Origin of the sequence: Rhizobium terrae, from assembly GCF_003425685.1 — a bacterium.
In the GTDB taxonomy this organism is placed as follows: domain Bacteria; phylum Pseudomonadota; class Alphaproteobacteria; order Rhizobiales; family Rhizobiaceae; genus Neorhizobium; species Neorhizobium terrae.
On the sequence record NZ_QJKM01000001.1, the window covers coordinates 1 to 26,047 of the forward strand.

Here is a 26,047-nt window from a genome sequence, read left to right on the forward strand (position 1 = left end):
GACCTTGCCGCTCTCTTCCCATGCCTTCAAAAGCAGATCGGTCTGTCGTTTGTCCTCGTTGGCTCGCCTGCTCAGCGGGTTCTTCAGCCAGGTGTAAAATCCGCTGGGATGAACCCGCAGAAGACGGGACATCGTTCGCACCGGAAACTGCAAGCGATGCAGAGCAATGAACACGTACTTCGCTTTGCATCCCTGGCGAAATACGCGGCCGCTTTTTTTAAGGAGGTTGCGTTCCTCGGTGACGCGAGCCACTTCCTTCTTCAGCCGCCTGATCTCCTCGGCCTCGTCGTCGCCCTTGGCGTTCGACGCCGCAAACTTCTTCTTCCATTCGTAGAGTGAATGCTGGCTGACGCCGAGACGCTGCGAAACCTCTGCAACCGGATAGCCTCGCTCCGTGATCTGGCGTACCGCCTCACGCTTAAACTCTTCGCTGAATTCGATTTGCTCATGATGCTCTTCTTGCCTTCAAAATTAAGAAAGAAGCCGTCTACAAATCTCGGGGCTATTCAAATCAAGCTTCGCAAACTCCATATCGACTGGCGTGCCGAGGCCGACGCAACCATTTTCGATCGTCCAAACGGTTATCCGGCAGGCGCGTGGGATCGGACCGACGTGTCCTATCAGCGGCCTCTTACCCGCCGCAGTTAGGATCGGCGCGGTTCCGGACCCGATCGGTTAATCGCGGTAAACCGGCGCCCGCGCGAAGCGGGGGAAGTGTGGCGTTCAGGCGCGACCGGCATTCCTGATTTTGCAATTTTGAACTCCGGTCCTTTTGAGGCGGCCGTGCAACAGGCGGCGATCGGACCCATCTCTCTTAAAGCCGCGGCAGCGTAAGTCTTGCGATGAGGCCATGGGGTTGGCGCTCGAGAAGCTGCAGTTGTCCCTGATGGGACTCGATGATCTCGGAAACGATGGAAAGTCCCAGGCCAAAGCCGGCTTCGCCTCCGCCTCTGGCGGCATCGACCTTATAAAACGGTTCGAGCACGCGGCTCCGGTGCTGCGCAGGGATACCTGGGCCGTCGTCACTGACGTCTATGACGATCGCGTCGGTGGCCGAGCGCAGCTCGACGATGATGCTGGTACCGAACTTCGTCGCATTCTCGCAGAGGTTCGTCACCGCCCGGGTAAATGCGAGGGGTTTGAAGTTGGTTATCAACCGGTTGGGGCCATGATAGGTGATGTTGTGCCCTACATCGTTGAATTCATTGCAGATGGTTTGAAGGACGATGGCCAGATCGGCTCTCTCCATCGTTTCGCGTCGATGGTCGTCGCGCAGATAGCTGAGACTCTCTTTTAGCAGACTGTCTATATGGTTGATGTCGATCAGCAATGCATCGCGCAATTCGGTTTGCTGGACGCGTTCGACGCGGAGCCTCAAGCGCGTCAATGGCGTACGCAGATCATGACTGACGCCGCGTAACATCCTGGTCCGGCCATCGACCATGGCTGCAATGCGCGCACGCATATTGTTCAGCGCGCGCGCCAAGGCCACGATTTCGACGCTTCCTTTTTCCTCGAAGATAGCCGGGCCGGGTGAAAGATCCGCATTCATGGCGGCGGATGCAATCTTTCTCAAAGGTCGAGTTATTGCCCAGATGCCGAAAAGAGAGAAGAGAATGATGAGCGTTATGAACGCAACGAGATAGTTTGAGCCGAAGCCCAGGGCGTCGCTGCGCAGAAAAGCTTTCGGGAGGTTGCTCAAGACCAGGATATTGGCGTCGTCGACCCTGACCGCGATGACGCGATCGTCGTTGAGGAATGTTTTCCAGCCCCTCAGGGGAGCCGGCTTGTTGTCGGGAGGAAAGAACTTGTCGATGGCAATATCAAAGAACGTTTCCGTCGACGAAGTTGTCGTCAGCTGCTGCAGGAGCGATGTCGGCTGCAGTGAGACATTCCAGCCGCTTCGGATGGCGGCGGCAAGGATGATATCGCGCTCGGCAGCGGGAGCTGTTTCGAGGATCGAGCTGATCGCAAAGGTCCCATTGGCGAGCTTCTCGATATCGAGAACCGCATAGTCGTCGCGCACCCGGCGTTCCAGCATGGAGCCGCCGACAAGAACGATCAGCAACCCCAGAAGAATGAGGGCCATGATCTGACCGTGGATGGTGGGTTGGGTCGTGGGTAGACGAAAACGCATAAATCGAGCCTTGGGCATCATCAGCCCTTCCTGGCGAGCCTGTCCGTGGAAATTGGGACACTAATGCACGGTTTGAGTTTTTTCACCGTTCGCCAAATTAAGTTTTGTTGCAGGCGGGCTAGCCGGTCGCCGCGATGAGCCAGGGTGATGGAGGGGCTGTAACAACATTTAACACAAATACACGCGCCCGACGTTTCCTCTGTGAAAAGAGAACGATGTTGCACACCCGCGACGCCGATCACCATCGGGCGGTGCGGTAACCATCTGGAGTTCTCATGTTTTCTATCAGACGAGACAAGCGGCGTTTTTCGCCATTCGCGATCAGTGCCGTAATCGGTATGGTCGGAATGGCATCGAATGCACGCACTGCCGATTATGCGACAGCCGAGCCAGTTCCCGAACCATCGTTCGACAATGCGCGGTTCGAAGCAAAGCAACCCAAGCGCAAATGGAGTTTGATCGTAGGTGCCGGGGCAGCCTACGAACCGGAATATGAAGGAAGCGGCGATTTCAAGGTCAGCCCGGTTCCGTTCGTCGTCTTTACATATGGCGATTGGCTCGAGATTGATCCGCGCGGCATCAGTGCCACAATTTTTCAAGAGAACAACCTCTCCTTTTCCGCAAACATAGGCTGGGAATCCGGACGTGACCAGGACGACCATGAACGCCTCAGAGGCTTGGGGGATATCGACTTCGCGGTTACGGTCGGCGCCAAGGCCTCGTATGAATGGGGCCCGGTTGAGTTTTACGCCACCGTGGATCAGACGATCGACGGCAGCGAGAGTCTTCTCGGAACATTCGGCTTGGAATATTCCGCACCGGTAACAGAAAAGCTGATCCTTGGCGCGAGCGCCGAAGCCATCGTGGCAAACGACAAGCACATGCAGGCCTATTTCGGCGTGAACTCCTCTCAGTCGGCTGCCTCGGGGCTGCCTGAATACAAGGCGAAAGCCGGTTTGAAACGTGTCAACGTCTCCGCGTCGGCAACATATCTGCTGACGGAGAACTGGCTGGTCCGCAGCGAGGTCGGTGTCGGATTCCTCACTGGAGATGCAGCGGACAGCCCGATTGTCGAAGAAAAGACCCAGCCTTCGGCATCGATTTTCGTCGGTTATAACTTTTGATCTTTCTTGCGACGTCGTCTGCAAAGCGTTGACCTGACCGAATCCTCAAGTCATTGCGAGAGCCGGGATGCCTGCCCGGCTTTTTCATGCATTTTTACGCCAGCGATCAGGCTTCTTCGACCATTGCCGTGAACATATAACCTCCAAGCCTGACCGTCTGGAGCAATACCGGTTCTTTCGAGTCGGCCTCGATCTTCTGTCTCAGTCGGCTGATGTGGACATCTATGCTCCGTTCAATTGGCCCGGCAAGGCCGGCATGCGTGAGAGCAAGAAGCTCTTCGCGCGTGATAACGCGCCCCGGATTTCGGCAAAATGCCAGGAGAAGGTCGAATTCCGTCGTCGTCAACGCGATACGGGCATTGCTCGGATCGTGCAATTGCCGGCGCAAAGGATCGATCTGCCAACCGTCGAAGCGCAGCTTCCGCTGGTTGATGCTGGTGACGAGTCCATAGGATGCCCGTCGAAGGAGGCTGCGAATACGCGCGATGACTTCCCTGGGGCTGAACGGCTTGGTGATATAGTCGTCGGCTCCGACCTCCAGCCCCACGATCCGGTCGACCTCTTCCCCCAATGAAGTCAACAGGATGATCGGGATCGTCTTTTCGGAACGGATCCGCCTGCAGATGCTGAGCCCGTCTTCGCCGGGCAACATGACGTCGAGAATGATCAGGTCGTAGGTATTGGTGCGCAGCAGCGATTGCATGACCTGGCCGTTCTCCGCGACCGTGGGGATCATGGCGTTTTCCTGCATCGTGAGCGCAAGCAGGTTCCCGATCTCGGGATCATCTTCCACAACGAGAATTCTGGGATTGGCAGGAATTGGTTGCATGATCGACACCTTGACCGGGATAAGGCACCATGCATGCCGCATCGGTGTCCGATGTTTCAATTTATTAAGTTTTGTTTCGGCGCTGCAAGCGATCTCGCGAGATTCAACACAGGCATGAAACCGACAATTGGCCAGTTCAGACTGGCCAGTTGTCTATCCCGTGGCCGGCGCCGGCGACAGGCTCGACTTTCGTTGCATCAGGCCTCGGTCGACTGGAGGAAAGGCTTGAAGACCTGGATGCAACGATCTCCGAGATTGGAGAGAATGAGGTGGAGTGAGGGGATGACGAGCAGGGAGAGAAGCGTCGAGGCCAATAGACCGCCGATGACCGCAATGGCCATGGGAGCCCGGAATTCGCCGCCGTCGCCGATCGACAGAGCAGAGGGGATCATCCCACCGGCCATTGCAAGCGTCGTCATGACGATCGGGCGAACGCGTTCGGAACCCGCCTCGATGATCGCCTCGATCCGGGCGAGACCGTGCGCTTCGCGATCGATCGCAAAATCGAGCAGCATGATGGCGTTTTTCGTCACGATGCCCATCAGCATTAGAATGCCGATCACGACCGGAAGCGAGATCGCGTAACCGCTCAGCATCAGGCTTGCGGCAACACCGCCGATCGACAGGGGAAGCGAGGCCAGGATGGTCCAGGGTGTCAGGAGACTGCCGAACAGGAGGATCAGGACGACCAGGACCAGCATGAAACCGGATCCCATCGCCACGACAAAGCTTTCGAAAACACTGCCCTCGGTATCGGAATCGCCGGTTGCCTCGATGCTTACCCCATCCGGAAGATTGCGGACACTTTCCAGCTGTTCCAGCCGTTTCATGCCCTCGCCGGAGGTCATGTCGTCTTTCATGTCCGCGCCGATCTCGATGCGTCTTTGCCGATTGAATCTCTCGATCGAGGATACGGTTTCGTCGAAGCTTATGTCGGCCACGGCAGACAACGGCACTTGAACTCCTCGATCCGAGCGGACGGTCAGCATCTTGAGGGTTGCAAGATCATTCCGTGCCACGTCATTGAGTGTCAGGCGGATGGGTATCTGCCGGGAAGCATCGATGAAGGTCGGCAATTGGCTATCGACATCGCCTGTGGTCGCGACCCGGATCGTTCTGGCGATCGCGGCTGCCGATACGCCGAGCATCGCAGCTTTATCCGGTTGTACATCAAATCGCAATTCCGGCTGCATGGCCGCATTGTCGGCGGTTGCGTTGATGAAACTGTCGTCAGTCCCGAGTTCCTCCAGTATGGCGCCGGCGGCTTTTTGCACCAAGTCCCCGTCCGTCCCCTTGACGGCAAAGGATATGTCGCGGCCTCCGCGGTTGTTGAGAAATTGCAGCCTGACATCGGGCACGGATGCGAGCTTGCGTTCCATCTCTGTCCGAAGTGCGGATGCGGGCAGCGGCCGCTGCGATTTATGAACAAGATCGACCGAAATCACCGCATGTCGGACGTCATGCTGGCCGGTGGTGCTTGCCCCAGCGCGGGTGAAGATGCCCTCGACCTCCTTGAATTGCTTCAGACGGCTGCCGATCTCATCGGTCACGGCGCGCGTCTCGTCGAGGGTGGCGCCCGGAGGCAGTTCCACAGACAGCATCAGGCGGCCGATATCCTCCTCGGGAAGGAAAGCGGTCGGTACCGACATCAGGAACGCCACCGAGATTGCCAGCGAGCCAAGCGCCAGTCCGACTGTCGCCAGTGGCCACCGCAGGCAGAACTTCAGGATGCTCTCGTAAGCAAGCCCGAAACGTCCTTTCTGGTGTTCCTGCGGAACTGTGCCTGTCATGAAATATGCAGCCATGATCGGAATGATCAATCGGGCGACTAGCAGAGAGAAAAATACGGCCACCGCCACGGTCAGCCCGAATTCCCTGAAATAGAGACCCACGACGCCGCTCATCAGCCCGACGGGCGCGAATACGGCGATGATGGTGGCGGATATCGCCATGACGGCAAGCCCGATCTCGTCGGAAGCATCCAATGCCGCCTTGTAGGCAGATTTACCCATATTTCTGTGCCGGACGATGTTTTCGATCTCGACGATCGCATCATCGACCAGGATTCCGGTGACCAATGTGATCGCCAGAAGACTCAGAATGTTGAGTGAGAAATCCAGTAGGTCGAGAACGAAGAATGTCGGAACGATGGACAAGGGCAGCGCAACGGCCGCCACGATCGTCGCCCGCCAATCACGCAGGAACAGGAACACCACAAGGATCGTCAGCCCCGCACCTTCAAGCAGGGTATGGATGGCCGACTGATAATTGCCCGACGTGAAGGACACATTGTCATCGACGAGCCTGAAATGAAAGTCCGGCTGTTTAGCGCTAAATGCGGCAAGGGCTTGCGCAACCGCGTCGCCGACGCTTAGATCGCCGGCATCCTGGGAGCGGTAGACAGCGAACCCGACGACATCGGCGTTATCCAGGGTTGCGAAGGTGCGCGGTTCGGCGATTGTGTCGTGAACAGCCCCCACGTCACCCAGCCGGATGCTCTGCTCCCGCGATAGGGCGAGGCGCAGGTCCGCCAGGTCGGCAACCGTTTTCGCCGCGGCGTTCGTCGTCAATGCGTGCTCGCGTCCATTGACATTGCTTCGCCCTCCGGAGCGTTCCAGCTGGGTTGCCATGAGACTCTCGTTGAGGGTTTCCGCGGTCAAAGATAGCGCTTGCAGTCGATCCGGATCGAGTTCGAGGCGGATTTCGCGATCGGCACCGCCGATGCGTTCGATCCGTCCCACGCCTGGCAGGCCCTGGAGATGCCGTGTGATGGCGTCGTCCACGAACCACGACAGTTCCGCGACCGTCATGTCCGGGTTGGTAACGGCATAGGTGACGACGGACTGCGACTCTTCCTCGATCCGCTGGATGACCGGTTCATCGATATCATCGGGCAAGTCAGACCGAATCTTCGCGACGGCATCCCGTACGTCAACCATCGCCCGGTCGGGCGATACCACGCCCAGTTCAAATTCGACGAAAGTGACCGACGTGCCCTGCCCGATCGAGGACTTGATTTCCTTGATGCCTGCCAGCGGGGCAACTGCATTTTCCACCAGACGGGTAACTTCGGTCTCCAATTCGCTCGCCGTCGCGCCCGATTGCTCGATGGCGACACTGACGAGCGGTGTGATGATCTTCGGAAAGTAGGTAACGGGCAAACGGCTAAAGCTGTAAAGGCCGATAACCGTCAGCACGAAGAACAACAGGATGGGAGGCAGCGGGTTGCGGATCGCCCATGCCGAGACGTTGATATTCATTGGCGCACCATCTCCTCTGCGCGGGGGAATGATGCGGATGCCGACAGTTCATGCGGCTCGACCTTCGTGAGATTGGCAATCACGGGCGTGACACGTTCTTCCGCTTTTAGGAAGCTTGCCGCCTTCAGGACGACCAGCTCGCCGTCTTCCACGCCGTCGGAGATTTCCACGAACCCGTCCTGCCGCAATCCGACGCTGACGCGGCGGACGTCGATGACATTGTTCGTCACGACATAGACGCTATACATCCCGCGCGTGCTTTTCACCGCCGTGCCGGGAACGAGAATGCTTTTGCGTTCGGATGTGTTGATGATCCCGCGAGCGAAGACGCCGGGAATGAGGTTGCCATTCTCCGAAAGCTCGATACGCACTGTCCCGTTCCGTGTATTCGAGTCCAGCTGGGCGGCATTCAGGCGCAACGTGCCTTCGATCACATCATCCCGTCCGGAGATGGTGATCTCCGCGTGCATGCCTTCGCTAAGACGGACGAAGCTCGTCTCGGTCACTTGCGCCATAAACTCCATGACTCCGTCCTCCGCGATAACGAAAAGCGGTTCTGCGGAACTCGATGTCATTGTGCCGATGCGCGCATTCCGGCTCAGGATCTTACCTGCACTCGGAGCCCGCACCGTGCTTCTTTCGATGGCCAGTTCGATTTCGCGCTTCTCATGGGCGATCAGGTCTGCGTCCGCCTTCGCAAGGCCCAAGGCTTGCTGGGCAAGCTTGAGCTCAGCCAAGGCGCGTGCGTAGGCATTTTGGTGTTCATCCAGAACCTGGTCGGCGATCGCGCCCTTCGGCTGCAGTGCGCGGCTTCGCTCCAGCCGTTTCCTGGCTTCCGCCTCTGCCACCATGGCTACCTCGACCTTGCTGCCCTCCACCGCAATGGCTGCATTGGCGCGAAACAGGCTGACGGCATTCTTGTCGAGTTGCATCAGCACGTCGGTCGTATCGAGCAGGGCGAGAGGCTGACCTTTCCTGACGGACTGCCCGACCTCGACGAGGATATGCTGGATTTCCTTTCCCAGAACGGCAGAATGAACCTGGATTTCCTCACGCGCCGCGAAAGATCCCACCACCGGAATCCTTTCGATCACGGAGTTCCGCGTGGCCTTGTACACCGTGACCGGCATCTGCTCCTGAGCCGGTAGCGGGCTCACCATCAGCGACCATGCTACGGCCCCAAAAAATGCAGCGGGCGCATAGCGTCGTGCCGGGTCGGACTTCCGGGATAATGTTCTGTCACTCATCGAACAGCCTTCCGTTTGTCTCGAGCCGTGATGACCCGAGCTGCGGCCGTATCGTAGCGATCCGCGCCGGACGCGCTGTTTCATCGCTTTAAGAAATGTTTCGGAGCATTTGACTGGGGCTCGACGGGACCGGTCGCGAGGAGATCATCGACGGAAACACGCCGAAATATCATTTAACAACTATCAACATACCGATCACGCCGGAACCGCTACATCATTGCGTACTCGCAGTTCGGAGATGAAGTTTGGTCACGATCGTATGCATCAAATGGGGAGACAAGTTCGCCGCCAGCCACGTCAATGCGTTATACGCAGGTGTCTTGAGGAACATGGAGGAGCCGTTTGATTTCGTGTGCCTCACAGACGACGGTCGGGGCCTCGTCCGCAGCATAGAAGTCCAACCGATTCCGGACCTCGGCCTTTCCGAAAGGGGATGGCAAAGAGGATGCTGGCCGAAGCTCGCAGTCTTTGCGCCCTGGCTGTTTCCTCCGTTCGAACCCGTGCTTTTCCTTGATCTCGACATACTAATCCAGGGTTCTCTTGCGCCCTTCATCGACGTGGTGCGCAAGCGCCGCCAGCTCGTCATCCAACGGGAGTGGAATCCCGATCTTTGGAGTTTCCTGCCCCATGGCCTGAGGCCTGATCGCGGTGCCCAGTCCTCTATTTTTGGCTTCTATCCCATCGAACTCGAATACATTTATCGGGATTTCATGGCCCGGAGGGATGAAATCGTCGCTTCCTTTCGCAACGACCAAACCTATTTAACCGAGGTGGCCGCCCGCCGGAGCTATTGGCCGCCGGAATTCTGCGTGAGTTTCAAGCGGGCTTGCACCCGCTATTATCCGTTCAATCTCGTCTTCCGGACCATCAAGCAGCCCAAGAAAGCAAAGGTCGTGGTCTTCCATGGGAAGCCACGTCCCTGGGAAACCTTGGTGCGCGAAGGCGAGCGCTGGGGACCAAAACGCCGCTTCGGCATAGGACCGGTGCCCTGGATCGAACAGTATTTCCGGCAGGCCGATGTCATTACCGAAAGACTTGGTCGGGAACCATGTGTGCGTACGCTGACGGATGGGAGCAATGCCATACGCCCCCTCGATACCAGCTCGCTGCAATGAGCTGGCTGCACAAACATGGTTTCGCTTCAGAGAACTACCGCCACGGATGGCAACATACTTTTATACGTCATCAACACCGTTATTGCGGCCAGATTGAATGATGTGCTGATGCAACATGCATTTGCCGTCACCACGGTCCACAACGGGAACGGGCTGGCGGAGGCCGCGGCGCGTGGCTCGTACGACGCCATCGTCACCGGTACGACACAAATTTCCGAAGTCAGGTCACACCTGCTTCAGCCGATCATCAACTACGAGATATTCGTTCATGACCCGGTTCCAAGCACGGCGGTACCTTCATCCGGCCGGAGCCGTTTCGATGCGGATGAGTTTATCAAGCGGATTCGTTTTCACGCGATCGAACGCCATCGCCGGAGGGGCGATCAAGATTAAGGCATTCTGCGGAGCAGGGATATCAGCATCGCTACATCGCAAATCGATCTGATAACAGGATGAGAATGATGATCGGGCCAGCCAGCAGAGCCGCCAGGATGATCGCGGAAAAAATTGACCTCACCGCGAAACGAAGCAGGGACTTGTAAATCATGCCGTGACTCCACGAGCATCCCTGGAACTTGCAGGAGTGGACCTCGCGCGGGTCAGGCGGCGTGTCAGGCTTTCGATATACGACAGGATGACGGGCACGACGACGAGCGTCAGGGTAGTCGAGCTGATCAACCCGCCGACGACAGCGTGGGCCATGGGAGCGCGCTGTGCGCCTCCTCCCGCTGCCGCCAAAGCCAACGGCATCATGCCGAAGATCATCGCGAGCGTGGTCATGATGATCGGCCGGAACCGAACTGTGCCGGCGTTGACGAGAGCATCGACGATAGGCAATCCTCGTTTGAGTTCCCGATTGGCGAAATCGACCAGCAAGATGCCGTTTTTGGTGACGAGGCCCATCAGCATGATGAAGCCGATCATCGAGAACATGTTGATGGTGCTTCCGGAAACGAGAAGACCTATCAATACGCCCACGAGCGATAACGGAAGCGCGGCCATGATCGCTATCGGTTGGACGAGGCTTCCGAACTGAGACGCCAGCACGACATAGATGAAGATTATCCCCATAATCAGTGCCTTGAACATGCTGGTCGACGCCTTCTGAATATCTTCGGCGTCGCCTCCGAATTTGATGTGGTAGCCGGACGGCAGCTTCTGACCGGCTATCAGAGCTTCCAGTTCGGACGTGGCGTCTCCGACAGCACCCTCTGGCACGTCGGCGGAAATCATGACTTCCCGAGACATGCCAAGGCGGCGGATTTCCGAGGGGGCAGGCTCCAAGCCTATATCCGCAACCTGGCCAAGATGGATTATGCGAGGAGAAGTGCGCCCATCGGCGGACGGTATCGTGATCATCAATTCTCGAATGGCTGCCGCATCGGCACGCTGGCTAACGGGTAGCCGAACAACAATATCGCGCGTCTCTCCTTGGGCGTCAGTCCATGTCGAGACCGCCTCTCCACCAAGCAGGGGAGAGAGCAGATCAGCCAATTCAGCCATACCAACCCCCAGATCGCCTGCCTGCTCACGCTTGAGCCGGATGGAGAGGATGGATGTCGCCTCCTTGGTGCTCGAACTCACATCGACGAGCCCAATGCGGTGCATGCCATCGATCAGGCTCGCCGCAATCCGTTGCAGATCCTCCTGATTGTCTCCCAATATGCTCATCTGGATTGAACTCGCACCGCCGCCAAGTCCTTCCTGGAGGACGGCGATGTCTATGCCGGGAATGACGGAAAGCCGGCTACGGACAGGATTTGCAAGCGAGAGCGGCGTGGACTTGCGTTGGGCCTGAGGCACGAGGGTAACGAGAACGGCGGCTCTGTGCTTGCCCAACGTGCTGCCGTTGTTGATCGTCGAGTAGATGGAGGCAACCTCTGGAAATTCACGCAATGCGTTTTCGATCTGCCTGATTTTCGCGGTCGTATAGTCAAGCGACGAGCCGACAGGTGTCGTCACTTTGATCTGGAAGTGTCCTTCATCCGCAATGGGAACGAATACGATATCAATCAGGGGAACCATGAAAATGCTGCCGATAAACACGCCGACCGCGAGCAGCAACGTGACAAGCCGATGGCCGAGGGTCCAAAGGATGATCACTTGCTCTGACCAGTCGTTTTGTCCATCGCCATGCCATAGGCATCAACCCTTCTATTTTAGTCAGGAAGCCCACCGTCGCGTGTCGGAAGCCCGCGCAGCCGGCCAATGCCTTGTTTGCTAGGCCGGCACAATTGCAGCAGCATTACCCGCATCGTTCCTTGGTCTCCGTAATGCTGCTGCAATTTTTGCGGCAGATATCGGGGAGGCCGGGAAAGCAGGTGACGATGCGGATATTATTGATCGAGGACGAGAAGGAGTTGGCGGCCGCGCTGGCGGTGGCGCTCAGCAAGCATGGTATCGTTATCGACCATACGACGCATCTCGCCGACGCGGCCGAGCTGGTACGCCAGAGTGACTATGACGCAATTCTCCTCGACCGCCGCCTGCCTGATGGTGAGGGCTTGAGTTTTATTCCCCTGTTACGCCGCGTCGGCAGGGATGCGCCGATCATCGTGTTGACTGCGCGCAACGAGCCGATGGAACGTGTCGAAGGTCTCGACATCGGCGCCGATGACTATCTCGGCAAGCCTTTTCTGGTCCAAGAATTGATGGCCAGGTTGCGGGCGGTTCTGCGCCGGCCGGCTGCTTTGGCGGAACTCCAGATCAATGTAGGGCGCATGGTCGTCGATCCGTTGCATCTGAGTGTGAAAGTCGATGATGTCCCGCTCGATCTGCCCAGGCGGGAACTTCTCGTCCTCTCCGCACTCGCCAAGCGGCGAGACAAGACGGTCCTTCGCTCTACGCTCGAAGCCGCGGTCTATAACTACGAAGAGGAAATTCAGTCGAACGCACTCGATGCCCATATTTCCAGGCTGCGCAAGCGATTATCGGACGCTGGAGCCGGCGTTTCGATTCACAACATCCGCGGCGTCGGATATCTCCTGAAGGAAGAATGACAGGCATGGCTCAGACGAGGAATCCTTCGCTCTGGTGGCGGCTGAGTTGGCAGCTCAGCCTTGTCATCATTGTCGTGGTCGTTTCGGTGATCATTGGGCTCTGCATTTGGGCGGCTACGATCATGTCGCCGAACATAGCGATGGAAGGAAAGATCGTCTCGGTGATAGCCCAGGCTGCGGTTCTCGACCGTGAGGGAAATATGCACCTGTTGGAAACGCCGGGAATGAAGGCGCTCAAAGAGGAGAACGGCGCTTTATGGTTCGTTGCGGCCACCACGAAAGGTGCATCCGTATCATATGGAACCATTCCCCCAGCTTACACCACGCTCGCTCCTTTGGTTCATTTGTTCGATGATGCGGATATAAGAGGGTCTGCGACGACAAATGAAATCGCAACGATTGAAAACGTCGAAACAGCGATCGGTGAAGTTCGGATTCTATTTGGAGGCGTGGCTGACAAGGGCTGGCCGGTTCTTGCTCTTTTGGCCCGTAGCTACCCGATCTATATATCTTTGATCGCGATTGCTCTTCCCGCGATTTTCCTCGCGGTTCCTCACATCGTCGGGCGCGCCTTAACGAAAGTCAGCGATGTAGCCGGCAAGGCGGCCGAGATCGATCCACGCCGTCATGGTGCGCGCCTGCCGGTGGACGGAATTCCCAAGGAAGTTGCTCCGCTGGTGATCGCGTTCAATGGAGCACTGGAGCGGTTGGAGGGCGAATTCAAGAAGCGCCGGCGTTTCCTGATCGATGCTGCGCATGAACTGCGAACGCCGATTGCCATCATGCAGACACGGATCGATGGAATGCCTGAACGGCAGCAGGAGCGAAGACGACTTTTGAACGACGTGGCCCGCTTGGCCGAAACGGCGGAGCAACTCCTCGATTTCGAACGCAATGATCAGGCCGTCATGCTGAATGAGCCGATGGATCTCGTCGAAATCGCAAGATCGGCTGTTGCCGATCTTGCCCCTCTTGCGATTGCAGGGGGCTATCAGATTTCGTTTCAGAATGATCTGGAAGCTATCGAGCGAAAAGGCAACCCTCCTGCTCTTTTGAGAGCGGTCGCAAACTTGATCCGCAACGCCATCGATCACGGCGGCAATTCCGGAATGATCATGGTCTTCGTTTCGAAGGACGGACGTATCGAAGTTTCCGACGAGGGGCCGGGCATACCGCCTGAGCATCAAGAATTCGTCTTTGAACCGTTTTATCGTGTCACTCCCAAAAATGCCGGAGCCGGTCTCGGTTTGAGCCTTGTCAGGCAGGTGGCCGCGAACCATGGCGGTCAAGTCAGCATCAAGAGTGCTGAGACAGGAACCCAAGTTGCTATCCACCTTTAATCGGGAAAGCTCTCGGCAATTGAGTCGTGTTGCGCAGGCCGGCCCTGGCGGCGATGAAGATGGTGACTGACGGCGAGATCGCTCCGGGCAATGACGCCCAGTCCCGGCGGTGCAAGCTTGTAATGTTGCGGCAATCCTTCATCCCCAGGGTCGCCCATGTATAGTGACGGAGGCCAGAAGGCGTGAGCAACAATCCATTTTTCAGCTTATTTTTAGGAATTGTCGGAAGATCGCCCATCTTTCTGGCGCGATCGTTAAGCGTGGCAGTGCCGCTGACCTTAGGCCTGGCGGGATGTCAATCGGTGCCGTTAAAAGAAGCGGGGACGCTGACGTCGTACAGCAAGCTCGGGCCGCCGAAGGGCACTTTTTCCAAGAAACGGTTCCATGTCGACGGGCAGCATTTGGCCGCAGTGAAAACCGTCCGCATCGTGCCGACGACGTTTTCCTTCAACGCCGCTTCCCGCATCAAATCGGAGGCCGATCGCGCTTTGGTGTCGAATGCGCTGGATCGGGCACTGTGCGTTGCGCTGAGCGACAAATACCAGATGGTTCCTGCCGACCAGCCTGCAGACCTGACCGTTCGCTCGGTCGTCGCAGACATCGTTCCGACAGACAAGACACTCGCGGGCGTATCAACCGCCGTTACGGTAGGCACCGGGTTTGTGCTCCCCGTCAGCGTACCGAGGTTGCCATTCGGGCTCGGAGGTCTGGCCGTGGAGGCCGAGGCGATCGATGCCGGCGGCCTGCAAAGTGCAGCGATGGTTTGGGCCAGAGGTGCGAATTCGATCCAGGACAATCCCCGTGTTTCGCAGGTCGGCGACGCCTATAACATGGCCACGAAATTCGCCAATGAATTCTCCCGTGTGCTGATCTCCGGCAAGGAGCCGAAGATGCTGGACATTTCTCTGCCTTCGCGGCAACGCGCGCAATCCTGGCTGGGTGGAAAACCCAAATATGCTGCGTGCGACGCGTTCGGTCGAGCGCCGGGATTGGTCGGGGTGATCGCGGCCAAATACGGCGCACCGCCCGAATGGACCGACAAGAAACCGAAGTCTCTGGCAGCGCGCTGACAACATTCCGCTCAAGGAGCAGGATTACCCCATGGATCAGCCGGTCACCCCAGGCTGATTGGATGAACGGGTTGGTGGCTGGCAACCCAGCCACCAACCCGTTCGCCCGCCGTCACCCGGCAACAAGCCCGATGTCTCCTATGGTCCGATCCGGTTGCTCTGGTGATCGCCGACTGCGCCTTTTCCATCCGGATGGTGTCGGACGGCAGAGTGTGCGAGGCCGCGACTTCAATCTCTGCAATGCTGCGGCAATCCGGTGCCTGCACGATTTCCAGAGTTTCACCGCCGGATATCTTCGGCCAAACGGGAGTTCGATCAATGTGTGAGCTTGATGAGGATCGGAAAAAATACGCGCGTCAATTGAAGAGGCAGGTGCCTTGGACTTTGCTGCGCCAGATTGCGCCGGGAAGGGTGGTCCGGACTGGACGATCGGTGTCGTTTACCTCGTTCGTCGCCCTCGTTGGTCTTTGCATCTCATCGCATGCCATTCCGGCGGCCGTGCCTTCGCCAGAAGTGAAAAAAACATGCGGTGCGGAAATCCGGGCTATGTGCCTGCGCCCATGGCGGCTGACACCGGACGCGATCTCGGCGTGCGTGGAAGAAAATCATTCGAAGCTTTCACCCACATGCCAGGCTTTCTGGCAGACGGCTCATATGTGCCAGCTGGAAATGAAAAATGTCTGCGGTGGGCTCAATCCATTTACAATCAAAAGCTGCCTCAAAAACTCCAGGAGTCAATTTTCTCAGACGTGTCAGCGGACGTTGGATACGGATTGAAGCTTCCGATGTCCGGACCATTGGCCGAGGCCGGGTTCATGTCACCGGCGGGCGGTGGTCACATAGCTGCGGATGACATCGCCAAGTTTTGCCAGATTGGTCTTGAGCGCGTCATAATCGGGGATCTTCTCCCGGGTCTGTTCGTCCATGTAAAGTTTCCGATTGAGTTCGATCTGAATGCTGTGGCGATTTCTGGAGGGGGCGCTGTAGGCAGAGACCAACTCGGCGCCGCGAAATGGGATGTTCAGCGAAACTGAATAACCGAAACTTTCCAGCGTCTCGACGACCAGTTTGACGAAATCCGGTTCACTAGCCTGTCCGTCGTAGTCACCGACCACGATATCCTTACGAACGGTTCCGGGGGGATCGGGCGAAAGCACATGGCCGATTGCCGGCATCGAGTGGCAGTTGACGTGATAGACCCGGCCGAACGCGGCATGCGTCTCGTCGAGCAGCCGGACGAGTTCGCGGTGATAAGGCCGCCAATAGGTGTCGATCCGGTTTTCCAGCTCCTTGACGGTGAACTTGCGACCATACATGAGAGTGTTGCCCCAGGCGTAACGCCATGTAAGACCCATGCCGCGGCGGGCAGAGGCGCTGTCGCGGACCGGGTGTGGCCAGTCGCCCTCGACCATTTCCAGATCTATATCCTTCAATGAGCGGTTCAAATCGAGGAAGCTGCGGGGGAAGTGCGCAATCAGCAGCGGTGCTCCGATCGACGGCGCAAAGCCGAAGAGATCGTCCACATGGGTGTCGGCCGCGACACGCACCAGTTCGTCCGAGGCGACGCGTTCGAAATCTGGAATAATGAGCCCGCTATGGGGTGAATCGAAGACCAGCGGAATGGGTGGCGCGGTTGGCGGAGTGATTTTTAGGACGCCATCGATCTCGACGGGGGCGAAATTCAGCTCTGTCATGATAGCCTCATTCAGGCCGTGGCGGCGTAAGCGGCTGGATAGGTGATGTCGGGCATGCCAACGAACGTCTCACCGCGGCGGCCGACCATGCCCGGCGCGGCAAAGGGACGAGGGTACACGACCGCTGCGGCCGGCTTCACCTTGGCAATCTTTTCCAGCGCCGCGATCTGGTCGGCTGGCATGTCGATATTGACGATGATGTCGCCATGCGGGCCGGTCGTCATGCGAGGTGTGTTCATCGCCTCTTCGATATCGAGCCCGGCATGGAGCATCATGCCGGTGAGCTGGGCGAGTGACGGGACGATCTGGTTGCCGCCGGCGGCGCCATAGGCGGCAAAGGGACCGTCCTTGTCGGTAATCACGACGGGGCACATGTTGCTTGGCGCATAGGCGTCGGGTTGCAGCGAATTGGCGCGGCCGGGCGTCGGGTCGAACCAGGACATGCCGTTGTTGAGCAGGATGCCGGTTGATTGCGACAGAGCACGGGCGCCAAAACGATTGAGGAGGGTAAAGGTAATCGCCACCATGCGGCCCTCGGAATCCACCGCGTTGACCTGCGTCGTGCTGGTCTTGCCATTGGTTTCCGCCGGGTTGAGACGCTTGCGGTGCGCGCCGAAACTTTCCCAGAGGGCTTCGGCCATGACTGTGAAGAAACCAGTGTCGACCGGGCCTTTGCCGCGCTTCCTGTCGAAGTGATCGAGCGCGTCGAAGAGCCGCTGGCCGGCGCTGGTTTCCCCGGCCACGTGCACGGTCTTGCCCTGCAGCGGCATGGTCCTGGATGGATAGAGGAGGGGCTGGTAGTTCGCCATGTCTTCCAGCGTGATGGAACTGCCGCCAGCGTTGAGATCTGCGACCAATTTCTCGCCGATCGAGCCGCCATAGAGGCTGTCAGGGCCTTCATGAGCGAGCTGCTCCAGCGTTTTGGCAAGCTGTTCGAGCGGCAGTGTCGTCCCCGGTTCCGGCGGATGCCCGCCAGGCAGAAAGATCGCACGCGTGCCGGGATCGGCTGCAAGGTCTGCCTCGGCGATGGCGATCGCCAGCGTCGTGTGCCAGTCTACGTACATGCCCTTGCGGGCCCGCTCGACGGCCGGGGTCAGGGCTCGGTCAAAACCGATCGTGCCATATCGCTTTAATGCTTCCGCGAAGCCACGCACGCAGCCGGGCACGACGGCTGCGGTAAAGCCTCGGACGTTGCGGTTGTCGATCGAGGCTGGATGACCGATGAAGGTCTTGATGGTCGGATCGGGCTTGTAGAATTCCTCATCGAAGTGCGACGGGACGCGGCCAGTAAACTCGACGACCTCGACCTTGCCGTCCGGCTGGGCGAGCAGCATGTAGCCGCAGGCGGCGAGGCTGGTCATCCATGGCTCGACGGTCTGCAAGGTGAAGGCGGCGGTTACTGCGGCGTCGACGGCATTGCCGCCTGCTGCCAGAACCGCCGCCCCAGCCTCGGCCGCCGCGTAGTGCTGGGAGGTGACGACGCCGCGCTCGCTAACGCCCGCCACCTTGCGATAGATGCCGCGCTCGACGCGCAGGTGATTATAATGCGGGTTTTCCACTATTGGGCCTCCAAGGCGGAGGCCACGAGGCGGCTTGCGCCAGAGAGGTCGCCGAGCTTCTCGCCGGCCTCGATCTTGGGCTTGTTGCGGCCGGCGCGGACCTGCCGCGCCATCGCCTCCTCGGCGACTTCTTCCGCCTCATCGATCGGGATCACCACAATGCCGCTTGCATCGGCGATAACGACGTCGCCCGGCAGGATAGGTACGTTGCCGCAGGAAACGGGGAGATTCAGCGCACCGCCGAGATCGTTGAGGCGGGTGGTGATGCCCGAGACGCCACGGCACCAGAGCGGCAAACCGAGTTCGACGATTTCCTCCACATCCGTGCAGGGGCCGTCGATTGCGACGCCGATCGCTCCCGTCGTCTTGATCGCAAAGGCGACGCCGCCGCCGATGCAGGCATGCCGGTCGTCGCCGAGCCGGTCGACGAAGAGGAAATCGCCGGGACGAAGGAATCCTATTGCGTGGTGGAGAAGCGTGGAATCGGTTGCCGGGATCGCCACGGTCACTGCGGTGCCAACCAGGGTCTTACCCGGTTCCACCACCGGTGTGATCGAGTGGTGCATAAAACCGCGATGGCGGAAATGGCCGATCGTCGCCACCTCGACACTCTCGAACTTGCGGATCAGTTCGATGTCGACCTGTTTCGGCGTGGGGCCGATCTGGTATTTCTTCATGGTGCTTCCTCCCGGAGCTTTGGCTCTCCGGCCTTGTTTTCAACCGCGTGACGCTGCCAGCCCTTGCCGGGTACGGCGGCGAGCAGTTCCTTCGTGTAGATTTCTTTCGGCGTGCCGAAGAGCGAGGCGGGATCGCCTCGTTCGACGATCCTGCCGTTCTTCATCACTGCGATATTGTCGCAGATCTGGCTTGCGACACGCAGGTCGTGGGTGATGAACAGGATGCCGAAGCCGAGCCGCGCCTGCATGTCGGCGAGAAGCTTCAGCACCTGTGCCTGCACCGAAACGTCGAGGGCCGAGACGCTCTCGTCGGCGATCAGTAGTTCCGGTTCTACGGCAAGCGCTCGGGCAATGCAGATGCGCTGTCGCTGACCGCCGGAAAATTCGTGAGGGAAACGGTCGGCGGATGCTCTGTCGAGGCCGCATGCTTCGAGAAGATCGAGAGCGCGGACCATTGCCGCCCTGCGGTCGAGGCCGTGGATGGTCGGCCCCTCGGCGATCGCGTCGCCGACCTTCTGACGAGGGTCGAGCGCCGTGTATGGGTCCTGGAAGACAATCTGCACCTTGCGGCGCGCTTCACGCAGTCGACTGCCTGAAAGCCCGGCGAAATCGCCGCCCGAAATCAGGATGTCGCCCCTTTCCGGCTGGACGAGCCGGATGACGCATTGCGCCAGCGTCGACTTGCCCGAACCGGATTCTCCAACGAGGCCGAGGGTTTCACCGCGGCGGATGGTGATATCCACATCGTCGACCGCTTTCACGGTACGGCCGCCGCCAAACAGGCTGGAGCGGGTGAAGGTTTTCACGATATTCCTGGCGATCAGCACCGGATTGCCCAGCCCTTCGCGCTCCTTGCGCGGCGTCAGCGTCGGCACGGCGGCGAGCAGCCGGCGGGTGTAGTCGGCTTTCGGGTGATTGAGGATCGCGTCGCGCGTGCCGACCTCGACGAGCCTGCCCATCTGCATGACGGCGACACGATCGGCGATCTCGGCAACCACGCCGAAGTCATGGGTTATGAAAATAATGCCGGTTTCGTGTTTGGCGCGAAGCTCCAGCATCAGCTTGAGGATCTGCGCCTGGGTGGTGACATCGAGCGCGGTGGTCGGCTCATCGGCGATCAGAACGGACGGGTCCAGCGCAAGTGCTGTGGCGATCATGACGCGCTGGCACTGGCCGCCGGAAAGCTGGTGCGGATAGGAATGGTAGATCTGTTCGGGATTGGGAAGCTGAACCTCGCGAAAGAGGTCGATGACCTTCCGGCGGATTTCCGCCGCCGAAAGACGAGTGTGGATGCGGAACGCTTCCGACACCTGTTCACCTACCCGGAAAATCGGGTTCAGCGCCGCCATCGGCTCCTGGAAGATCATGGCAATGCGCCGGCCGGTGATGCTGCGGCGGGTCGTATCGTCGATCGTCAGCAGGTCCTTACCCTCGAACATCACCCTGCCCGAAGGCCTGCCGAGATTGCGGGGCAGGAGGCTCATCGCGGCAAGCGCCGTCAGTGATTTGCCGGAGCCGGATTCTCCGACGATGCATAGGATCTCGCCCTTGCTGATGGTCAGGTTCAAACCCTGCACCGCCAGCCGCCGGTCGGCGCCTTCCGGCAGCGGCACGTCGAGGTTCTCGATCGAAAGCCGCTCGCTGCTCATGATGCCGCCTTCGCTTGCCGTTGCGGGGAGGAAGAAATCGAACGCATGTCGCAGCCGCGCATGTGCTCAACGAAGCGGGCGCAGAAACCGACGAGATGGTCGACCATCTTCTTTCCTTTCTCCGCGCTGGCGAGCAGCGGATCGCCGCCCAGCATGCCGTCGGCGTTCACCTCGTGGCAGTCCAACTGCACATGCACCGGCATGCCTTCGAACTGGACATTGTTGACCCCGCCGCTCGGCAATCCGAAGGCTTTGCCACGCACCGATGGTTTGACGAGATCCATGCGCATCAGATCCGGGAAGAGATGCAGGTAGATCGACGTCAGCGGTTCGCCGCCATGGCCGCGCGCGGCGGCGGCCTGCGTCCCATGCAGTTCCTTCCACAGCGCCTCGGGGATCGACTGCCAGAGATTGATGAAGGGAACCGAGATACCGCGCTCCGTGCGGATACGCCTCAGCGTCTGGTCGAAGAGCGGTGCATTGCTGGTATGGCCATTGAGGGCCAGGATATGCTCGATCCCGTGTTCGAGGAAGGCGCTGATCGTATCCTCGACGACCGCTGAGAATGTCGAGGGGCGCAATTGGATGCCGCCCGGGATCGTCTTGAAGAAATCCGCCCACCCAAACGGGATCGTCGGGGCGACGATCGCACCGGAGGCTTCCGCCACTTTCGCCGCCACGGCTTCCGTCAGCATGAAATCGCCCATCGGAGCGTGCGGCCCCTGTTCTTCCTGACTGCCGAAGGGGAGAAGGATGACAGGCTTTTCGGAAAGACGTTCGCGGAATTCCGCGAACGTCATGTCCTTCAGCGCGTGTTTGCGTGTGCTCACCATCATACGAACTTGAAGTAGTCACCGTAGATGCGCATTTCGCCGTTCGGCTTGAACTTGAAGTCGATGCCGGCGCGGTGGGCGCAGTTATAGACGCTCTTCCAGAGGTAGAAGCCGGGCGTGATGCGCTGCCATTCCTCGGAAAGGGCGAGGTATGCCTTCTTGCGGTCCTCGAATTCGACGGTGGCATCGAACTTCTTGCCCAGTTCGATGAATTCCGGCGACGGATCCCAGGTCTTCCAGGTGGCGGTGGAACGCGAGGCCGTCGGACCCCAGTCGAGCCAGAGTGGCTGGTAGGGATCGCCCGGGATGAAGTCCGAGCTCATCGACATGTTCATGAGATGGAAGGGCCGGCGATAGACAAGCTCGAAATTGTCGAGCACGATCGCGTCGACATTGACGCCGATCTCGCGCCACTGCTCGACCATGATCTCGGCAGCAGCCTCGTAGTTCGGGTAGAATTGACGGGTTATGTGCCACCGCAGCCTTTCGCCCTTGTATTTCGTCTTGGCCACCAGCGCTTTGGCGGCCGCGACGTCATAAGGAAGCTTCACCGGGAGGTTGGGATCGTAGAACTTCCCGTATTCCTTGAAATTGAAGGGAACGGCGGGATGTTCGGTCGTGCCGTTGAAGAGCGCCTGGACGATTGCGTTCATGTCGATCGCTTGCACCATGGCATAGCGCAGGTTCGGGTCGACAAGCGGATTGTCCGCCGGGTCGGGGCGCGTGTTGAACGCGAAGGCCGGATAGTTATCGGCAAGAACACGCTTCAGCGTGACGCCCTTGTAACCTTCGAGCGTGGCTTCCTGGTCAGTCGGGATGTTGACGATGAAGTCGAATTCCTTCGACACGAGACCGGCCATGCGGGCGGCAAATTCCGGCACGATCTTCCAGGAGATCTGCTTGACCGGCGGCGGGCCGTCCCAATAGTCGTCGAAGGCTTCGAGCACCATGATTTCGCCGGAACGGAAGGTCGTTACCTTGTATGGGCCGGTGCCGATCGGCTTCTGCCCGAAGCCATCCACGCCCACTTCCATGTAATATTTCTTCGGAACGACGAAACCGATATAGCCGGTGAGCTTGCTCGGAATGTTCGGATCAGGCCTTTCCGTCTCGATCTCGAACGTGTACTTGCCGGTCGCCTCGACACGCTTGAAGCCTGCGGTGAAAGTCTTGCCGCGCGGTTCGAAGGGTTTCGGACCCCAGAGGCGTTCGGGCGACAAGGTGAAGACCGCGTCTTCGGCGGTCATCTCGGTGCCGTCGTGGAATTTCACGCCCTCGCGCAGAGTGAAGCTCCAGACATTGCCTTTCTGCTCCCATTTGGTGGCGAGCTTCGGCGCAAAGATCAGGCCGTTCTCGTCGTTGATGTAGTCACGATCGACGAGGTTGTCGTAGAAATTCGGGAAGATACGGCGCGACGTGGTCGAAATGCCGTTGATCGTCGCCATATTGGCCCAGAGATTGTCGACCGCGATCGTCAGCGACGGACGGTCCGCGGCGGCGGCCTTTTTCGGCATGCTGCCGACCATGGAAAGGGCACCAGCCCCCAGGATGAGACTTCCAACTTCACGCCTTGTAAACATCGTTCCACCTTCTCTTGGTTCTTTATGTTGAAGCGGCATTTCAGGTTGTTCGGGCGCGCAGCATCGGGTCCAGACGGTCGCGCAGCCAGTCGCCGACGATGCTCATCGAAAGAGTGACGAGAAAGATGACCAGGCCGGGCCAGACCGAGATCCACCAGGCGGTCGAGAGATAGTCGCGGCCGTCTCCGAGGATCTGGCCGAGGCTGGTTTGCGGGGCCTGGATGCCAAGCCCCAGGAAACTCAGCGAGGTTTCCAGAAGGATGATCTGGGGGAACGTCAGCGTCACCTGGACGATCAGGGCGCTCGCGACGTTCGGCAGCACGTGTTTGAGGTAGAGGCGGCCGTTGCCGGCGCCGAGTGCGACGATCGCCTTCGCATAGGGCTGGTTGATCGCGGAGAGGACCACGCCGCGCGAAAGGCGGGCGTATTTTTCCCAGCCGAACAGGCCCATGAGGAGGATGAACAGCGTCATGCTGTTGCCGAAGAAGGCAAGCAGCGTCAGGGTGATCAGGATGAAGGGGAGCGATGCCTGGAAATCGACAAGCATCATCAGTGCCTCGCCGACCCAGCCGCGGAAATGCGCGGCGATGAAGCCAACCGCCGAGCCCAGGACGGCTCCGATGATCGTGCCTGCAATCGCCACCGACAGCGACATCTGCAGGCCGGCGATCAGCCTTGCCACCATATCGCGGCCGATGCGGTCGGTACCGAGCGGGAAGTTAGGGTTGGCGCCGGTCATAAAGGCCGGTGGCTTCAGGCGGGCAAGCAGGTTCTGCTGCGACATGCCGTAGGGCGTGAAGACGTTACCGACGACCGCCATGAACACGGCAACCGTCAGAACGATGATCGCGAAGACGAGGATGGGGGAAACACGCTTCATCCAACCGCCTCAGTTCTGTACGCGGATGCGCGGGTCGAGCAGGCCATAAAGCAAGTCGACAACGAGGTTGGCGAGCACCATGGTGCAGGCCATGATCAGAACGAGGCCCTGTACGACGGCGAGGTCGCGCGACGAGACCGCCGTCACCAGAAGCCGGCCTACACCCGGCCAGGCGAAGACGGTTTCTACCACGATCGCGCCACCGATGAGTTCGCCCAGATTGAGGCCGATGATGGTAACGAGCGGAATGCTGGCATTCGGCAGTGCGTGGAATATGATCCGCTTCCAGTAACCCACGCCCTTGGCGGCCGCTGCCCGGATATAAAGCTTGTCGAGCACCTCCAGCATGGCCGAGCGGGTGAAGCGAGCGAGCGTGCCGGCCGTGAAGGTGGCGAGCGTGACGGCCGGCATGATCAGGTGCGTGAAGGTGCCGGTACCGGAACTCGGCAGCCATTGCAACGTCAGTGAGAACAGGAGGATCATCAGGATGCCGAGGAAGAAGTTCGGCAACGCGAAGCCGAAGACGGCGGTCGCCATGATAAGATTGTCGAACGTGGAGCCTCGCTTGATAGCGGCGACGATGCCGGCCGGAACGCCGATAAGGATTGCGCCGATATAGGAAAAGAAACCGAGCATCAGCGTCCAAGGCACCCGCTCGGCGATAATGTCGATCACCTCGCGCCCATCACGATAGGAAATGCCGAACTGACCCATCGACATCTGCATGACATAACGGACGTACTGGACCCAAAGCGGATCGTCGAGGCGCCAGAGAGCGCGGAACTGCTCGATTTCCTCGGGCGTGGCGTCGGCGCCGACGAGCGCTACGACTGGATCACCCGACGTTCTCAAAACCACGAATGTGAAAGTCACCACGAACCACAGCGTCAGCACGGTCCGCAGGACTTTCAACAACCAGAAACGCGTCATCAAAGCACCGTTTCAGGACCGATTGTCCCAGCTGTTCCAATTTTTATGTCGTTTTTTGAAAACTAATCACGGCAATAAATTATTATCTATTACAAAATCGCAGGACCATTGATATGTTCTGAATATGAAATACGGCATCGAATTTCGTCACCTTCACTACTTCGCCTGCGTTGCCGAAGAGCTGCATTTCAGTCGCGCGGCCGACAAGCTCGGCATGGCGCAGGCACCGCTCAGCCAGCAAATCCGCCAGCTTGAAGAGAGGCTCGGCACACCGCTGTTTCGGCGGACCACCCGCCACGTCGAGCTGACGCCGGCCGGAGAAATCTTCCTGCGCCACGCCCAGGAAATCCTAGGGGGCATCGACCGGGCGGTCACGCACACCCGTTCCATTTCCGGCGACGACAGCGGAACGATTTCCGTCAGTGGGGTGCATGTGGCGCTTTCCCATGTTCTTCCGCCGGTCATCGCAGAATTCCGAAAGCGTTATCCGGCGATGACCGTCGACGTGCAAGTGCTCGGTACCGCGCAGCAACTCGAGCTCTTGCAGAGCGGCAAGATACACGTGGCTTTCATCCGCCCAACCAACCCAGCCGGCTTCCTGAAGACAGAACATATCCTGCAGGAAGGGTTCGTTGCGGCGCTTCCCAAAGACCATCGATTGGCGCGGAAGGACGACCTGACGGTCAGGGATTTCGCCGGCGAGCCGCTGATTACCTATGCGCCTCTCATCGGTGCGAGCTATTACCACGCGATCATGGATGCGCTGCGCAGGGCAGGAGTCTATCCGGTCGTCGTTCAGGAGGTATCGCATACGCTGGCGATCGGGACGTTGGTCGCAGCCGGTGTGGGCGTGGCGATCGCGCCGGCCTGGCTGGCCCACAATTCCAGCCCCTATGTGATCTATCGGCCGCTTCACGACATTCCTGCCGAAGTCGAACTGCTCGTCGCCTGGCAGGCCGCGGAGAAATCGAAAATCGTGCTCGACTTTGTGGAGGCGACACGTCGGGTTTCCGCAATCAAGGGCGAGCCTGCGAGCCATCGTCAGCAATGAGCCAATCTGGGCTGAACCTTATCCACCGGCAGTCCGGACCCCGGCTTGTGACGCTCGGCATCAGCCTGATGTG

General features: G+C 59.1%; 22 protein-coding genes and 1 pseudogene. 9 read left to right on the top strand and 14 right to left on the bottom strand.

Translation table 11 applies throughout. The features are described 5' to 3' along the window. On the bottom strand, positions 1–441 hold a 441-nt coding region (locus DMO26_RS00005), incomplete at its 3' end, for a transposase (protein WP_162894674.1). On the opposite strand from DMO26_RS00005, the gene DMO26_RS00010 reads away from it, so the two are divergent. Beyond that, a complete protein-coding gene (locus DMO26_RS00010) occupies positions 340–648 on the top strand; it encodes a hypothetical protein (protein ID WP_117189964.1) in 309 nt (102 codons plus the stop codon). The genes DMO26_RS00005 and DMO26_RS00010 overlap by 102 nt on opposite strands. 166 nt (positions 649–814) lie before the next feature. Here DMO26_RS00010 and DMO26_RS00015 read toward each other — a convergent pair whose 3' ends face one another. Beyond that, a complete protein-coding gene (locus DMO26_RS00015) occupies positions 815–2,158 on the bottom strand; it encodes an ATP-binding protein (RefSeq protein ID WP_226951136.1) in 1,344 nt (447 codons plus the stop codon). 254 nt (positions 2,159–2,412) lie between these two features. Between DMO26_RS00015 and DMO26_RS00020 the strand changes: the two genes are divergently transcribed. Continuing rightward, the gene (locus DMO26_RS00020) at positions 2,413–3,261 is read left to right on the top strand and encodes a MipA/OmpV family protein (protein WP_117189965.1); all 849 of its coding nucleotides are present in this window, start codon (positions 2,413–2,415) and stop codon (positions 3,259–3,261) included. A 106-nt stretch (positions 3,262–3,367) separates the two neighbouring features. Here DMO26_RS00020 and DMO26_RS00025 read toward each other — a convergent pair whose 3' ends face one another. From DMO26_RS00025 to DMO26_RS00035, 3 genes are all read right to left on the bottom strand, one after another. Next, the gene (locus DMO26_RS00025) at positions 3,368–4,090 is read right to left on the bottom strand and encodes a response regulator transcription factor (protein ID WP_117190484.1); all 723 of its coding nucleotides are present in this window, start codon (positions 4,088–4,090) and stop codon (positions 3,368–3,370) included. 197 nt (positions 4,091–4,287) lie between these two features. After that, positions 4,288–7,350, bottom strand: a complete 3,063-nt coding sequence (locus DMO26_RS00030) for an efflux RND transporter permease subunit (protein ID WP_117189966.1) — start codon at positions 7,348–7,350, stop codon at positions 4,288–4,290. Then, complete coding sequence (locus DMO26_RS00035) at positions 7,347–8,480, bottom strand: efflux RND transporter periplasmic adaptor subunit (RefSeq protein WP_117189967.1); 1,134 nt, start codon at positions 8,478–8,480, stop codon at positions 7,347–7,349. The genes DMO26_RS00030 and DMO26_RS00035 overlap by 4 nt, the downstream gene beginning before the upstream one ends. A gap of 362 nt (positions 8,481–8,842) precedes the next feature. Here DMO26_RS00035 and DMO26_RS00040 point away from each other — a divergent pair, with 362 nt between their 5' ends. Together DMO26_RS00040 and DMO26_RS00045 are read left to right on the top strand one after the other, a co-directional pair. Beyond that, positions 8,843–9,712, top strand: a complete 870-nt coding sequence (locus tag DMO26_RS00040) for a glycosyltransferase family protein (RefSeq protein WP_117189968.1) — start codon at positions 8,843–8,845, stop codon at positions 9,710–9,712. Positions 9,713–9,727: 15 nt separating this feature from the next. Then, positions 9,728–10,105: a hypothetical protein gene (locus tag DMO26_RS00045; protein WP_117189969.1), complete on the top strand. Its 378-nt coding sequence runs from the start codon at positions 9,728–9,730 to the stop codon at positions 10,103–10,105. A 150-nt stretch (positions 10,106–10,255) separates the two neighbouring features. Here DMO26_RS00045 and DMO26_RS00050 read toward each other — a convergent pair. Further along, positions 10,256–11,803 (bottom strand): annotated as a pseudogene (locus DMO26_RS00050) (efflux RND transporter permease subunit); the annotation flags it as partial. Between the two features lie 236 nt (positions 11,804–12,039). On the opposite strand from DMO26_RS00050, the gene DMO26_RS00055 reads away from it, so the two are divergent. The 4 genes from DMO26_RS00055 (at position 12,040) to DMO26_RS33480 (ending at position 15,898) form a co-directional block, all read left to right on the top strand. Next, entirely contained in the window at positions 12,040–12,711 is a 672-nt protein-coding gene (locus DMO26_RS00055) for a response regulator transcription factor (protein WP_117189971.1), read from the top strand. Next, complete coding sequence (locus DMO26_RS00060; RefSeq protein ID WP_117189972.1) at positions 12,708–14,051, top strand: sensor histidine kinase; 1,344 nt, start codon at positions 12,708–12,710, stop codon at positions 14,049–14,051. Before DMO26_RS00055 ends, DMO26_RS00060 begins: the two co-directional genes overlap by 4 nt. A gap of 182 nt (positions 14,052–14,233) precedes the next feature. After that, positions 14,234–15,121, top strand: coding sequence for a DUF3313 domain-containing protein (locus DMO26_RS00065; RefSeq protein ID WP_117189973.1), 888 nt, complete (start codon positions 14,234–14,236; stop codon positions 15,119–15,121). A 162-nt stretch (positions 15,122–15,283) separates the two neighbouring features. Further along, the gene (locus DMO26_RS33480) at positions 15,284–15,898 is read left to right on the top strand and encodes a hypothetical protein (protein WP_162894634.1); all 615 of its coding nucleotides are present in this window, start codon (positions 15,284–15,286) and stop codon (positions 15,896–15,898) included. A gap of 41 nt (positions 15,899–15,939) precedes the next feature. On the opposite strand, the gene DMO26_RS00070 is transcribed toward DMO26_RS33480, so the two are convergent. Genes DMO26_RS00070 through DMO26_RS00105 form a run of 8 tightly spaced genes read right to left on the bottom strand, consistent with a single transcriptional unit; the run spans position 15,940 to position 24,923 of the window. Next, positions 15,940–16,815, bottom strand: a complete 876-nt coding sequence (locus DMO26_RS00070; protein WP_117189974.1) for an N-formylglutamate amidohydrolase — start codon at positions 16,813–16,815, stop codon at positions 15,940–15,942. A gap of 11 nt (positions 16,816–16,826) precedes the next feature. Next, entirely contained in the window at positions 16,827–18,374 is a 1,548-nt protein-coding gene (locus DMO26_RS00075; protein WP_117189975.1) for a gamma-glutamyltransferase, read from the bottom strand. Next, entirely contained in the window at positions 18,374–19,051 is a 678-nt protein-coding gene (locus tag DMO26_RS00080) for an RraA family protein (RefSeq protein ID WP_117189976.1), read from the bottom strand. The genes DMO26_RS00075 and DMO26_RS00080 overlap by 1 nt, the downstream gene beginning before the upstream one ends. Continuing rightward, the gene (locus DMO26_RS00085) at positions 19,048–20,700 is read right to left on the bottom strand and encodes an ABC transporter ATP-binding protein (protein ID WP_117189977.1); all 1,653 of its coding nucleotides are present in this window, start codon (positions 20,698–20,700) and stop codon (positions 19,048–19,050) included. Before DMO26_RS00085 ends, DMO26_RS00080 begins: the two co-directional genes overlap by 4 nt. Then, on the bottom strand, positions 20,697–21,536 hold the full coding sequence (locus DMO26_RS00090; RefSeq protein WP_117189978.1) for a creatininase family protein: 840 nt from the start codon (positions 21,534–21,536) through the stop codon (positions 20,697–20,699). The genes DMO26_RS00085 and DMO26_RS00090 overlap by 4 nt, the downstream gene beginning before the upstream one ends. Continuing rightward, positions 21,533–23,113: an ABC transporter substrate-binding protein gene (locus DMO26_RS00095; protein WP_117189979.1), complete on the bottom strand. Its 1,581-nt coding sequence runs from the start codon at positions 23,111–23,113 to the stop codon at positions 21,533–21,535. The genes DMO26_RS00090 and DMO26_RS00095 overlap by 4 nt, the downstream gene beginning before the upstream one ends. Before the next feature lie 40 nt (positions 23,114–23,153). Beyond that, on the bottom strand, positions 23,154–23,993 hold the full coding sequence (locus tag DMO26_RS00100) for an ABC transporter permease (RefSeq protein ID WP_117189980.1): 840 nt from the start codon (positions 23,991–23,993) through the stop codon (positions 23,154–23,156). A gap of 9 nt (positions 23,994–24,002) precedes the next feature. Further along, positions 24,003–24,923 (bottom strand): ABC transporter permease, encoded by a 921-nt coding sequence (locus tag DMO26_RS00105; RefSeq protein ID WP_117189981.1) that lies wholly within the window; start codon positions 24,921–24,923, stop codon positions 24,003–24,005. Positions 24,924–25,047: 124 nt separating this feature from the next. Between DMO26_RS00105 and DMO26_RS00110 the strand changes: the two genes are divergently transcribed. Further along, positions 25,048–25,974, top strand: a complete 927-nt coding sequence (locus DMO26_RS00110; protein ID WP_117189982.1) for a LysR family transcriptional regulator — start codon at positions 25,048–25,050, stop codon at positions 25,972–25,974. The last annotated feature ends 73 nt before the right edge of the window (positions 25,975–26,047 follow it).

What these genes read in the sequence shown, in the direction of transcription:
- DMO26_RS00010 (WP_117189964.1), top strand. Translation starts at nt 340, where the DNA reads ATGCTGGCTGACGCCGAGACGCTGCGAAACCTCTGCAACCGGATAGCC.
- DMO26_RS00015 (WP_226951136.1), bottom strand. Translation starts at nt 2,158, where the DNA reads ATGATGCCCAAGGCTCGATTTATGCGTTTTCGTCTACCCACGACCCAA.
- DMO26_RS00020 (WP_117189965.1), top strand. Translation starts at nt 2,413, where the DNA reads ATGTTTTCTATCAGACGAGACAAGCGGCGTTTTTCGCCATTCGCGATC.
- DMO26_RS00025 (WP_117190484.1), bottom strand. Translation starts at nt 4,090, where the DNA reads ATGCAACCAATTCCTGCCAATCCCAGAATTCTCGTTGTGGAAGATGAT.
- DMO26_RS00030 (WP_117189966.1), bottom strand. Translation starts at nt 7,350, where the DNA reads ATGAATATCAACGTCTCGGCATGGGCGATCCGCAACCCGCTGCCTCCC.
- DMO26_RS00035 (WP_117189967.1), bottom strand. Translation starts at nt 8,480, where the DNA reads ATGCCGGTCACGGTGTACAAGGCCACGCGGAACTCCGTGATCGAAAGG.
- DMO26_RS00045 (WP_117189969.1), top strand. Translation starts at nt 9,728, where the DNA reads ATGGTTTCGCTTCAGAGAACTACCGCCACGGATGGCAACATACTTTTA.
- DMO26_RS00055 (WP_117189971.1), top strand. Translation starts at nt 12,040, where the DNA reads ATGCGGATATTATTGATCGAGGACGAGAAGGAGTTGGCGGCCGCGCTG.
- DMO26_RS00060 (WP_117189972.1), top strand. Translation starts at nt 12,708, where the DNA reads ATGACAGGCATGGCTCAGACGAGGAATCCTTCGCTCTGGTGGCGGCTG.
- DMO26_RS00070 (WP_117189974.1), bottom strand. Translation starts at nt 16,815, where the DNA reads ATGACAGAGCTGAATTTCGCCCCCGTCGAGATCGATGGCGTCCTAAAA.
- DMO26_RS00080 (WP_117189976.1), bottom strand. Translation starts at nt 19,051, where the DNA reads ATGAAGAAATACCAGATCGGCCCCACGCCGAAACAGGTCGACATCGAA.
- DMO26_RS00085 (WP_117189977.1), bottom strand. Translation starts at nt 20,700, where the DNA reads ATGAGCAGCGAGCGGCTTTCGATCGAGAACCTCGACGTGCCGCTGCCG.
- DMO26_RS00090 (WP_117189978.1), bottom strand. Translation starts at nt 21,536, where the DNA reads ATGATGGTGAGCACACGCAAACACGCGCTGAAGGACATGACGTTCGCG.
- DMO26_RS00095 (WP_117189979.1), bottom strand. Translation starts at nt 23,113, where the DNA reads ATGTTTACAAGGCGTGAAGTTGGAAGTCTCATCCTGGGGGCTGGTGCC.
- DMO26_RS00100 (WP_117189980.1), bottom strand. Translation starts at nt 23,993, where the DNA reads ATGAAGCGTGTTTCCCCCATCCTCGTCTTCGCGATCATCGTTCTGACG.
- DMO26_RS00105 (WP_117189981.1), bottom strand. Translation starts at nt 24,923, where the DNA reads ATGACGCGTTTCTGGTTGTTGAAAGTCCTGCGGACCGTGCTGACGCTG.
- DMO26_RS00110 (WP_117189982.1), top strand. Translation starts at nt 25,048, where the DNA reads ATGAAATACGGCATCGAATTTCGTCACCTTCACTACTTCGCCTGCGTT.